At 41.1% G+C, this 11,265-nt stretch carries 11 protein-coding genes; 3 read left to right on the forward strand and 8 right to left on the reverse strand.

The window, feature by feature from the left end; genetic code table 11:
• Positions 1–165 precede the first annotated feature (165 nt).
• Genes map through dapD form a run of 3 tightly spaced genes read left to right on the forward strand, consistent with a single transcriptional unit; the run spans position 166 to position 4,421 of the window.
• Positions 166–957 carry a type I methionyl aminopeptidase gene (gene map / locus ACHSBP_RS09820; protein WP_100913748.1) on the forward strand — a complete coding sequence of 264 codons (792 nt, stop codon included), beginning with the start codon at positions 166–168 and terminating at the stop codon, positions 955–957.
• A gap of 11 nt (positions 958–968) precedes the next feature.
• Positions 969–3,584 carry a [protein-PII] uridylyltransferase gene (gene glnD / locus ACHSBP_RS09825; protein ID WP_395388739.1) on the forward strand — a complete coding sequence of 872 codons (2,616 nt, stop codon included), beginning with the start codon at positions 969–971 and terminating at the stop codon, positions 3,582–3,584.
• A gap of 9 nt (positions 3,585–3,593) precedes the next feature.
• Positions 3,594–4,421, forward strand: a complete 828-nt coding sequence (dapD, locus tag ACHSBP_RS09830) for a 2,3,4,5-tetrahydropyridine-2,6-dicarboxylate N-succinyltransferase (protein ID WP_010559689.1) — start codon at positions 3,594–3,596, stop codon at positions 4,419–4,421.
• A gap of 72 nt (positions 4,422–4,493) precedes the next feature.
• On the opposite strand, the gene ACHSBP_RS09835 is transcribed toward dapD, so the two are convergent.
• The 8 genes from ACHSBP_RS09835 to pspA all read right to left on the reverse strand — a co-directional run bounded on the left by ACHSBP_RS09835 (position 4,494) and on the right by pspA (position 11,165).
• Positions 4,494–4,835: a 4a-hydroxytetrahydrobiopterin dehydratase gene (locus tag ACHSBP_RS09835; RefSeq protein ID WP_010559688.1), complete on the reverse strand. Its 342-nt coding sequence runs from the start codon at positions 4,833–4,835 to the stop codon at positions 4,494–4,496.
• Positions 4,836–4,848: 13 nt separating this feature from the next.
• Positions 4,849–5,646, reverse strand: coding sequence for a phenylalanine 4-monooxygenase (gene phhA / locus ACHSBP_RS09840; protein WP_010559687.1), 798 nt, complete (start codon positions 5,644–5,646; stop codon positions 4,849–4,851).
• Between the two features lie 372 nt (positions 5,647–6,018).
• The gene (locus ACHSBP_RS09845) at positions 6,019–7,200 is read right to left on the reverse strand and encodes a trans-sulfuration enzyme family protein (protein ID WP_395388740.1); all 1,182 of its coding nucleotides are present in this window, start codon (positions 7,198–7,200) and stop codon (positions 6,019–6,021) included.
• Positions 7,201–7,325: 125 nt separating this feature from the next.
• A complete protein-coding gene (locus tag ACHSBP_RS09850; protein ID WP_395388742.1) occupies positions 7,326–8,357 on the reverse strand; it encodes a TIGR01620 family protein in 1,032 nt (343 codons plus the stop codon).
• Positions 8,354–9,790 carry a YcjX family protein gene (locus ACHSBP_RS09855; RefSeq protein ID WP_395388743.1) on the reverse strand — a complete coding sequence of 479 codons (1,437 nt, stop codon included), beginning with the start codon at positions 9,788–9,790 and terminating at the stop codon, positions 8,354–8,356. Before ACHSBP_RS09855 ends, ACHSBP_RS09850 begins: the two co-directional genes overlap by 4 nt.
• Before the next feature lie 37 nt (positions 9,791–9,827).
• The gene (pspC, locus tag ACHSBP_RS09860; RefSeq protein ID WP_010559683.1) at positions 9,828–10,238 is read right to left on the reverse strand and encodes an envelope stress response membrane protein PspC; all 411 of its coding nucleotides are present in this window, start codon (positions 10,236–10,238) and stop codon (positions 9,828–9,830) included.
• Entirely contained in the window at positions 10,235–10,468 is a 234-nt protein-coding gene (gene pspB / locus ACHSBP_RS09865; RefSeq protein ID WP_010559682.1) for an envelope stress response membrane protein PspB, read from the reverse strand. The genes pspC and pspB overlap by 4 nt, the downstream gene beginning before the upstream one ends.
• Before the next feature lie 31 nt (positions 10,469–10,499).
• Positions 10,500–11,165 carry a phage shock protein PspA gene (gene pspA / locus ACHSBP_RS09870; protein WP_010559681.1) on the reverse strand — a complete coding sequence of 222 codons (666 nt, stop codon included), beginning with the start codon at positions 11,163–11,165 and terminating at the stop codon, positions 10,500–10,502.
• Positions 11,166–11,265 lie beyond the last annotated feature (100 nt).

Here is an 11,265-nt window from a genome sequence, read left to right on the forward strand (position 1 = left end):
AATCAACTCAAAAATCCCGAGGAAATTTAAATTTTAATTGTAAAAATACGGCGCGCTTTATACCATATTAACAAACAGAACTCAAATTTTATGAGTAATTTTCAGTCAAACAACTTAGCTTAAAAGTGTCGTGTTTGACCATAATTAAAGAATTTTGGAGCCTAAATGAGTGCAGTGATTAAAACCCCAGCTGAAATCGAAAAAATGCGAGTTGCAGGACGCTTAGCAGCTGAAGTGTTAGAAATGATTGAGCCTCACGTTAAGGTTGGCGTGACCACAGAAGAGTTAAATCAGATTTGCCACGATTACATTGTAAACGAGCAAGATGCGATCCCAGCTCCTTTGAATTACCACGGTTTTCCAAAGTCAATTTGTACCTCAGTAAACCACGTAATTTGTCACGGTATTCCAAATGATAAAGCGCTAAAGGATGGCGACATTATCAATATTGATATTACGGTAATTAAAGATGGTTACCACGGTGATACTTCTAAAATGTTTTACGTTGGTCAACCATCAATTCAAGCAAAGCGTTTATGTGAAATTACCCAAAAAAGCTTATACCTCGCTATCGAAATGGTAAAACCAGGTGTTCGCTTAGGTGACATCGGTGCCGCAATTCAAAAATATGCTGAAGGTTTTAATTACTCAATTGTACGTGAATACTGTGGTCATGGTATTGGCGCTGAGTTCCACGAAGAGCCACAAGTAATGCACTACGGCAAACCAGGCACAGGTGAAGTACTGCAAGAAGGCATGTGCTTTACCATTGAACCTATGGTAAACGTTGGTAAACGCCAATGTAAGCTGCTAAAAGATGAGTGGACTGTGGTAACAAAAGACCGTTCACTGTCGGCACAATGGGAACACACGCTCCTTGTAACTAAAAACGGAGTTGAAATTCTTACGCTACGATCAGATGATGAGCTTCCGAGAGTGATCGAACACAGCGAATAAGAAGGCCATCAATGGCAATAACAAAAAAATTTACCCAGTTGCTCGCAAAATGCGAGCAACTTGATGACTACAAACACCTTCTAGAACAGTTCTACCTTTGGCTCGAAGAACAATTTTCACATCAGCCGGTCGAGCGCTTAGTAAAAGCCCGCGCACAGTTAATCGACGCGATTTTAAGCCAACTTTATGATCACTATCAATTACGCGAACACGGCGATTTAATTGCCATTGGCGGTTATGGCCGCGGCGAACTGCACCCTTTTTCAGATATCGATTTTTTATTGCTGGTCAATAAAGAACCCAACAAAGAAACGCAAGAAACTATCGCTCAATTTGTCACTTTTTTATGGGATCTGCGCCTCGATATCGGTCATAGCGTTCGCACTATCAAACAAACCATAGAACAGAAAAAAAGCGATGTTAACTTTGCTACCAGCTTGCTTGAATCTCGCTTGGTGTGTGGTGATCCTGATAATTTTGCTCATTTACAAAAAAAGTTAGTAGAGACGTCAGCGTGGAAATCGGATACCTTTTTTATCGCTAAGCGCGATGAACAGGAAATAAGGCATAAAAAATGTCACGGCACGGCGTATAACCTAGAGCCCAATTTAAAAGAAAACCCAGGCGGATTGCGCGACGTACAAACCATTATTTGGGTCGCAAAAAAGCATTTTCGCTCACAAACGCTCGAAGAACTAGTAGAACACGGTTACTTAACGTTTGAAGAGCATCAAGAACTGCTCGAATGTATTGTAAACCTATGGAATATTCGCTTTGCACTGCACCTGGCGGCTGGGCGCATGGAAAACCGGTTACTCTTTGATCATCAACCGGTAGCAGCTAAACTGCTCGGTTTTGGCGACGATGGGCGTGCAGCCGTTGAACGTATGATGAAGCGTCTATTTCGCATTATGGGGCGTGTGCGTGAACTTAACCAAATGCTGTTATCCTACTTCGAACAAAGCATTTTAACAGGCCATGTAAACTACAAAGTAACCAGTATTAACGCTGACTTTGAACAAATTGGCCATCAAATTCGGGTGAAAGATCCGCAAGTATTTTTTCACCGTGAAAAAATTATTGAGCTGTTTTGGCACATTGCAGATAACCCACAGATTACCCATATTTACCCAAGTACAATTCGTTTACTGCGCCAGGTAAGACGTCGTTTGTTAGGCGACTTACAAGATTATTCGCTGTGTCGCACTATGCTGCTCAAGCTTATTTCACACCCGAATGGTATGGGGCGTGCCTTTACGTTAATGCATAAACACGGCATTTTATCGGCGTATTTACCAAATTGGCGTAATATCGTTGGGCAAATGCAGTTTGACCTATTTCATGCTTATACGGTAGATGAACACACCCATCGTTTGATTCAAAATTTGTATCATTATTTCCAACCAGAGTGCGCCAATACGTTCCCGCTGTGTCGTGAAATAGTGGTGCGCATGGAAAAACCAGAGCTATTGTATTTAGCGGGTATTTTCCACGATATTGCCAAAGGTCGCGGTGGTGACCACTCCGAGCTTGGTGCGGTCGATGCCAGAGAATTTGCCAAATTACACGGCTTAACGACCTTTGAGGGTAAGTTTATTGCGTGGCTTGTGGAAAACCATTTACTTATGTCGGTAACAGCACAGCGCAAAGATATTAACGACCCAGATGTAATTGCTGAATTTGCAGCGCGTGTTAAAAATGAAAAGCAACTCGATTACCTTTATTGCTTAACACTTGCTGATATTCGCGCCACCAACGACAACTTGTGGAATGATTGGAAAAGTACACTGCTGCGCGATCTTTATACCCACACACAACGTGCGCTACGCCGTGGTCTTGAAAACCCAATGGATTTACGTGACCAAATTCGCGATAAAAAAGCACAAGCAAAACAACGCTTACTTAATTTAGGTTTTGCAGAAGGTCAAATTGATGCATTGTGGCTGCGCTTTAAGCCCGATTATTTCACGCGTTTTTCAACGCAAATGATTGCATGGCAATGCGAACATATCTTGGCGTCAAAAGATCCTAGTAAAGGGTTGGTGCTGCTTTCTGGTCAACCTATTAATGGCGGTAGCCAAGTATTTGTTTACTGTCCAGACCAAGCCAATTTAGTTGCGCGTTTGGTAGCGGTGTTGGGCGCTAAAAAAGCCAACATATTACACGCGCAAATAATGAATACTAAAGACGGCTATGCAGTTGATAATTTCGTTATTTTAGAACAAAACGGTGAGCCAGTAACGAGCCAAAGTCGTGCCAGTTCAATCAAAAAGTCAATTCAACAAGTTATTGACGAACCAAATAAGAAAGTTCGAGTCAAAAAGAACCGTAAAAAGCGCTTTAAAGGCTTTAATATTAAGCCCCGAGTTATTGTGTCACCACATGGGCGTAAAGACCGCACTCTTGTAGAAATTCAAGTGGTTGACATTCCAGGCTTATTAACCAAAATAACCGATGTATTTTCAAGTTTAGCGTTACATATACACGCCGCGCGCATTACGACCATAGGCGAACGTGCTGAAGATTTCTTTGTGGTATCTAACGCTGACTATAACGCATTAAATGAACAAGAATGTGGCGATTTAAAAAACCGCCTTCTTGAAAAATTCAATTCCGAAAACGATTAAAGGCACACTATGGAACAATTGAAATTAACCATCGAGCAAGCGTGGGAAAATCGCGATAATATTTCACCAGCATCAGTTTCTGATGAGGTTTTCAACGCTATTAACGAATCCCTCGCTTTGTTAGATTCAGGTAAAGCACGTGTGGCTGAAAAAATCTCAGGTGAATGGGTTGTACACCAATGGCTTAAAAAAGCGGTGTTATTATCATTTAGAATTCGTGACAACGCACCAATGAGCGATGGTGTAAACCAGTTTTACGACAAAGTACCGCTTAAATTCACTGACTACACGCCTGAGCAATTTAAGCAAGAAGGCATGCGCGTAGTACCAAACGCGGTGGCTCGTCAGGGCAGCTTCGTAGGCAAAAATGTAGTGTTAATGCCTTCTTATGTGAACATTGGCGCTTACGTTGATGAAGGCACAATGGTTGATACATGGGCAACCGTAGGTTCATGTGCACAAATCGGTAAAAACGTACACTTATCAGGTGGTGTTGGCATTGGTGGTGTACTAGAGCCACTACAAGCAAACCCAACTATTATTGAAGATAACTGCTTTATTGGCGCTCGTTCTGAAATTGTAGAAGGCGTTGTTGTTGAAGAAGGCGCGGTAATCTCAATGGGCGTATACATTAGCCAAAGCACACGTATTTATGACCGTGAAACAGGCGAAACTCATTATGGCCGCGTACCGGCTGGCGCCGTAGTTGTACCAGGCTCACTGCCATCAAAAGACGGCTCACACAGCCTATACGCAGCAATTATCGTGAAAAAAGTTGACCAGCAAACCCGTGAAAAAGTAGGTATCAATGCCCTACTTCGCTCAGTAAGCGAATAATGCGTTAAACGTATAAACTAAAAACACAAAAAAGAGCGCTAATTAGCGCTCTTTTTTATTGTTTAGAAGTAATTAGTCTTCTAGCAGTGCATCTGTTTTAGCGGCACAAATAAAGTCATTTTTATGCAGACCTTTAATTGAGTGGCTCCACCAAGTCACTGTTACTTTACCCCACTCAGTTAAGATACCAGGGTGGTGACCTTCATCTTCCGCCATTGCACCTAACTTGTTGGTGAATTCCAACGCGAGTTTAAAGTTCTTGAACTTAAATACACGCTCTAATTGCATAATGCCGTCAACCACAATTGGTGTCCAATCAGGAATTTGCTTAACTAATACGGCTAGCTCTTCATCTGAAACTTTTGGTGCGTCAGCACGACACGCTTCACATTTTTGAGCACTTAATTCAGACATAATAAACCCTTTTCTAACTTGCTTTCTTTTGTTTAGGTGGAAATAGTGGCTCGTGGAGCCCTAGCTCTTTTGCTTTTTCTACAAGCGACATAATATCGAGCTGTGAAATATCAAATAAATCTTCAATTGCATTAATGGTGTAATACAAAGGTTGCATAATATCGATACGGTACGGCGTGCGTAACACATCGAGTGGTTCAAGCGGCTTGATTTGTGGCACATCTGAATACACATACTGGGTTTCGCCTGGGCTTGATAAAATACCACCGCCATAAATGCGTAAGCCATCTTTAGTTTGCATCAAGCCAAACTCGACGGTAAACCAATATAAACGCGCTAAATATACGCGGTCTTTTTTCTCAGCAGCTAAGCCAAGTTGACCATATTTGTGTGTAAACTCGGCAAATGCGGGATGCGTTAACATCGCGCAGTGACCAAAAATTTCATGAAAGATATCTGGCTCTTGCAAATAATCAAACTCTTCACGTGAACGAATAAAGGTCGCTACTGGGAATTTTTTATTTGCCAGCAAACGGAAAAACTCGTCAAAATCAATCAATGCAGGTACTGGCGCGCATTCCCAACCGGTCGATTCGCGCAGCACTTTACTCACTTCTTCTAATTGTGGAATACGGTCAAGCGGCAGGTTTAGCTTATCTAAGCCATGCATATACTCATCACACGCCTTGTTTTTTATACATTCTAATTGACGTGCGATCAGTTCTGACCAAATTTGATTTTCTTCATCAGACCAATTGATAAACCCATTATCATCTGGCTGTTTAGAAATATAACTACTACTTTTGCCCATAAATTTCATCTCTTCATCAGCAAGTGACGTACTTGCTTAAGCACAACATTCAAACGCAAAACGGTGACATTACACGCTGAATTCAGATGTTCTAGATGTTATGACAAAGTTACTCAAAAGGTAATGACTGCGGCAGTTTTGGTACTTGCCAAAAAGGCGTAAAATGTAAACTTAAGACTACACACCAGTAAACATTTAAAACCACCACTTTAAATAAAGAGCCTAAAATCAACACAAGTGTAAAAATAAAATTACACCAAATCACTTTCACAAGGAGGCAAATGTTAACAGAAGCCTTTTTTAGCTTTTACTAGTTACTTCGAAACAAAAAAAGAGGCTAAACGCCTCTTCAACTTAGCCAAATAGAGAACATTAAATTTGCGCTAATGCTTGTGCTAAATCCTCAATAATATCGTCAGCTTCTTCAAGGCCAACAGAAATACGCACTAACCCATCTGAGATCCCAGCAGCTAAGCGTTCTTCAGGTGTATAAGGAGAGTGTGTCATCGATGCGGGATGTTGGATCAGCGTTTCAGCATCACCTAAGCTTACTGCTAACGTGCACAATTTAGTTGCGTTAATAAATTGTGCGCCCATTTCAAGTGTGCCTTTTAGCTCAAACGCAATTACACCACCAGCCGCTTTCATTTGCGTGCCAATAAACTTATTACCGGGATGGGATTTTAGGCCAGGGTAATATACTTGTTCGATTTTTTCGTGCTGTGCTAAAAATTCCGCGACTTTTTGCGCGTTGTTACAGTGTCTTTCCATACGAACGCTGAGTGTTTTCATACCGCGAATAATTAACCACGCATCGTGCGGACTAATGGTTGCACCAATATCTTTTAACACAGTGAGCTTAATGGTTTCGATATGCTCTTTACTACCGCACACTAAGCCCGCAACCACATCGCCATGACCATTTAAGTATTTAGTTGCACTGTGCAGCACAATATCGATACCAAAGTGCTTTGGTTTTTGCAGTAACGGCGTCATAAAGGTGTTATCGATTACCGAAATTAAATTATGGCGCTTGGCAAAGTCACCAATAAACGCTAGGTCTATAACCACAAGATTGGGGTTAATTGGCGTTTCAGCGAAGATCATTTTTGTATTCGGTTTAAGTGCATTCTCAACTGCGTTATGGTCTTCCATATCAACAAATGTTACTTCAATACCAAACTTAGGTAACATATGAGAAAACAAAGCAAATGTGCAGCCATACACCGCTTTTGAGGCAATCAAGTGATCACCTTGCGCTAAAAAGCTCAGAACAGATGCTGATACAGCGCCCATGCCTGTAGCCGTGGCAGCGCCATCTTCCATTTCTTCTAATGCCGCGATTTTAAGTTCTAGCTCTCGGGTTGTTGGATTGCCAAGGCGAGAATAAATATAGCCTGCTTCATCGCCCGCAAAACGCGCAGCGCCTTGCGCTGCGTTATCAAAAACAAAGGTAGAAGATTGGTAAATAGGCGTGCTAAGAGGACCATGGGCGTGATCGTGTTGCTTTCCGCCATGGATACATAAACTGTTATCCGAAAGTTGTGATTTCATACTACTTGCTTAAATTGTTGTCATAATTATTAACTACATAATTAATGCACAACTGAAAAAACAACAAGCACGCTAGATTGTTAGACGGCTAAAATTGTATACAAAAGGCTAAAAATGCGTAAAGTTTATTTTCCACTCTGTCCGTTGTCTTTGCTTTTTACACTGTCTATGGCGAGTTTAACGCATGATGTTAACACGTTTTTCTTATTTGGTAAGCCTGGTAGTGGACGACTTAATTCCATTGCTTTGTAACCGATACGTGCCGTAAAGATACTCACACTCACACCTTGCGCGGCGCGTGCAGATAACTTGCCAGCGAGTTCAGCGCTTAATGCGGTTGTAGCAAAATCGCTGATAAGCTCAGCACTGCCTGCAAACAGCATTTGCTTTAATGTCATACGATACAACTTTATGCGACTGACATACCCTAACGGCAAACCATACACTTGGGTAATATCTTCAATCATTTTTGTACTACGCCATAGCACCACTGCCATATCGACTAATGCGATAGGCGATATCGCTACCATCACGCCTGAGGTAGAAGCGTATTTTTTAATAATATTCTGTGCTTTTTCATCCTGCTCGACCAAAACGGTATTGGCATACAGCGACATCACCTCTTGATCTGTGTGATGAGCATCGAGCTTGGAGAGCATCTGCGCTAACTTGTCGTTACTAAGATGACCGTTGATTTTGCTTAGAAATCTTTCCGCTTCGCCAATTTGCACAGATTGCATTAATCTAGCGGCATCATGCTGCTGAATATTTGTATTTTTTAATTTTCGTAATAAACGGAATTCACGAAATGCGACTTTACCAACTAAAGCCAAAGCCGTTGACACCGCCACACCATACACAGCGGCTAAAAACGGTGACGTGCTAATCGCCTCAATAATCGTAAAAATGACTTCAGACAACACTAACGTCACCAGCGATAAAACAAAAATGCGCGCCAGCCAGTTAGGCTTAGTAGGCTTTGTTAACGAATCTAATTCAGTTTCAAGTGGCGTTTCAGCCATTTCTAGTTCGCTGTGTGATTGGGCAACAACTTTACCTTGCTGCAATTGCTCACTTTGCTTTAATAATGAATCCAATTGGCTATCGTTTTGCGGGTCGCATTCTTTGATAACTCGGCCTTGCTGCAACTGACTCATAGCACCTTATCTCCAATTAAATACTCTATTACATGGTCTAACCTGACATGCTCAAGCTGATGCTGCGCGTTTAACATCGGGTAAAAGCTTGGAAAGTTAAAGCCATTTTTTGGCCACTGTTCCGGTGGAAGCAAACGCATTGGTGGTTGCGCTGGCAAATACGTTAGCAACTGCTCACTTTCGATTGATTTGCCATAAATACAATTAAGTATTTCTCCGCTTTCCTTAACTTGTACCTGCTTGGTTGCTTTCACTGAACTCATCGCCATGGTTTCCACCATGACGCCTTGGTAATTCAATTCATTTTGCGCATCAAGCACTAAATTGTTAAGTAATAACGCTAAGTCTTTATGATGCTCAACACTCAAATGGTCAACTTTATTTGCAGCAAACAAAATTTTATCGATCTTGGGTGAAAACAAGCGGCTTAAAAAGTTATTTTTGCCATAGTCAAAATGCTTTAATAGCGACTTAAGGACATCACTTTGCTCTACCAGTGCATCGCGTCCTTTATCTAGCGCACCTAATAAATCAACCAAAATAATTTGCCTGTCAAAGCCGCCAAAAAAATTACTGTAGAAAGTCTTAACAACGTCTTTTTTATATTGCTCATAACGTGTTTTAAGGGTTGCTAAATAACTGTTTTCAGGAGCGCTTAACAGTGTTTGTTCTTCAACTTCAGGGATCGGGAAAAAATGAGTAATTGGTGCGTCTTCCAACTCACCAGGCATAATTAAACGGCCAGGCTGTAACTGCGTTAATTGACACTGATTTTTAAATATCAGTAATAAGTCTCGATATTCATGTGCAAACTGTTTTAGTTGGTCGAAGTCAACTTCTTGGGCCCAATCAAATTGCGATAATTTATTGATAAACGTTTCACTATGAGCTGCTCGCGGCTGCTCTTTAAGCAATGCAAACTGACGGTTATTCCATGCCAAAAACGACTCATCAAGCATAGGTAAATCAAGTAACCATTCGCCAGGATAGTCAAAAATATCGATTGTTAGGGTGCTAACATCGGTTAGATGGGCGCGTAAACCACTATTCGGCTTATATTTAATGTTTAAACGTAAGGTGTTTAATCGGTTGGTTGATGCCGGCCATTTACCCAATTGCAACTGATTTAACGCGTTACCATAGTCAAAGCTAGCAACGCTTAAATCATCTTGGCCTACGAGTTTGCCCGCAATAAAACGCTCTTGCTGTTGTAATGAAAAAAATGGCAACTTGCTTTTGGGTTGCGTTAAATGATGAATAAACGATGTAATAAAAGCGGTTTTACCACTTTTACTCAGTCCTGTTACGGCAAGTTTTACATGTTGGTCTAAACCGCGTTTTACTAGTTTTTGTGCTTTGGCACGCAGTTTTTGTAACTTTTCCGATTGGTTGATAACTTTCTCCTTAACAAACAAAACGGATAAGTTTGCCAATGGTGAAACTTATCCGTTTAGATACGTTGTCTTATCGCTACAGTTTGTTGATTTCACGGCTTACGGTAAACTCCGGTGAAGTAACATACTTTTCCATCGCTTGTAAGCGGCCATCAATGCGATCAAACTGTTCTTTTAAGTCGTGAAGCGCGCGACGCGGTGGTTCACCTGCTTGCCACACTTTCGACTTAACTTCGATCGGTTTTTCAGTATTAACCGTTTCTGTCTTACTTTGATTAGGTAAAGTTTCTGGCTTTACCTCCAAAATAAACCAGCATGCAATATAAGCAACGATAAAGAATGGGCCACCTAGCAAGAGTACTGCTGAAATAAAAATAATTCTTACCAGCCATAGCTCCATATTAAAGTAGTCGCTTAACCCTGCACAAACACCAGCTACTTTGCCACGTTTTGGGTCACGATATAATTCGCCTCTACGTCTACTCATACCTTAGCCCTCCACTCAGGCGCCTCCGCATCTAAAATAGACTCTAGCGTTTTCACGCGGTCGGCCATTTTTTCTGCTTTGTTTGCCAGTTCAATTAGCTGACGATGTTCATGTTCACTTAAACCTTGGCTCACTTGCTTTTTGCTGCGGTAATGTAAAATTAGCCATAATGGTGCAACAAAAATCATAAACAAGATTGTTGGAACTGCTATTGCTTCAAACCCACTCATAGTGCCCTCCTGCTCTCCCAAGCTTTAATTATTACTTATCTTTTTTAGCCATGCTTTTCTTAAGAGCTGCTAGTTCATCATCGATTTTCTCTTCATCTTGAAGACTGGCGATTTCATCAGACAATGTTTTCTTACCCATTTCATACGATTCAATTTGCGACTCAAGGCCATCAATTTTGTTCTCGTAATGTTCAAAACGACTTAGTGCATCTTCCACTTTAGATGAATCAAGCGCTTTCTTAACACCTAAACGCGACTCAGCAGAACGTTGACGAAGAATAATTGCTTTTTGACGTGCTTTTGCATCAGCTAGTTTGTCTTGCAATGCTGCAACTTCTTGCTGCAATTTTTCAATGTGCTCTTCAACTTGCGCAAGCTCATGCGCTACTGCGGTTGCCGCTTCGGTTGATTTTTTCTTTTCAACAAGTGCTGAACGCGCTAGATCTTCGCGCTCTTTGCTTAGTGCTAACTCAGCTTTTGCTTGCCAATCAGCAGCTTCCTGCTCAAGTTTTTCAACACGACGTACTAGTTCTTTCTTTTCGGCAATGGTTTTTGCCGAGGTAGAACGCACTTCTACAAGCGTGTCTTCCATTTCTTGAATAATCAGGCGAACCATTTTTTCTGGATCTTCTGCTTTATCTAACAAAGCATTGATATTTGAATTCACAATATCTGCAAAGCGTGAAAAAATTCCCATAATACTTTCCTCAATTTTAAAATTTATGACTGACCGCTTTTACTGTATCAAGATGCTTGCCAACTTTTAAATAAACCTAAAACACTGATTTTAAAATGAA

The organism is Pseudoalteromonas sp. XMcav1-K (genome assembly GCF_044005875.1).
GTDB lineage: Bacteria > Pseudomonadota > Gammaproteobacteria > Enterobacterales > Alteromonadaceae > Pseudoalteromonas > Pseudoalteromonas spongiae.

What these genes read in the sequence shown, in the direction of transcription:
- pspC (WP_010559683.1), bottom strand. Translation starts at nt 10,238, where the DNA reads ATGAGTAGACGTAGAGGCGAATTATATCGTGACCCAAAACGTGGCAAA.
- ACHSBP_RS09845 (WP_395388740.1), bottom strand. Translation starts at nt 7,200, where the DNA reads ATGAAATCACAACTTTCGGATAACAGTTTATGTATCCATGGCGGAAAG.
- pspA (WP_010559681.1), bottom strand. Translation starts at nt 11,165, where the DNA reads ATGGGAATTTTTTCACGCTTTGCAGATATTGTGAATTCAAATATCAAT.
- map (WP_100913748.1), top strand. Translation starts at nt 166, where the DNA reads ATGAGTGCAGTGATTAAAACCCCAGCTGAAATCGAAAAAATGCGAGTT.
- ACHSBP_RS09850 (WP_395388742.1), bottom strand. Translation starts at nt 8,357, where the DNA reads ATGAGTCAGTTGCAGCAAGGCCGAGTTATCAAAGAATGCGACCCGCAA.
- pspB (WP_010559682.1), bottom strand. Translation starts at nt 10,468, where the DNA reads ATGAGTGGGTTTGAAGCAATAGCAGTTCCAACAATCTTGTTTATGATT.
- ACHSBP_RS09835 (WP_010559688.1), bottom strand. Translation starts at nt 4,835, where the DNA reads ATGTCTGAATTAAGTGCTCAAAAATGTGAAGCGTGTCGTGCTGACGCA.
- dapD (WP_010559689.1), top strand. Translation starts at nt 3,594, where the DNA reads ATGGAACAATTGAAATTAACCATCGAGCAAGCGTGGGAAAATCGCGAT.
- glnD (WP_395388739.1), top strand. Translation starts at nt 969, where the DNA reads ATGGCAATAACAAAAAAATTTACCCAGTTGCTCGCAAAATGCGAGCAA.
- phhA (WP_010559687.1), bottom strand. Translation starts at nt 5,646, where the DNA reads ATGGGCAAAAGTAGTAGTTATATTTCTAAACAGCCAGATGATAATGGG.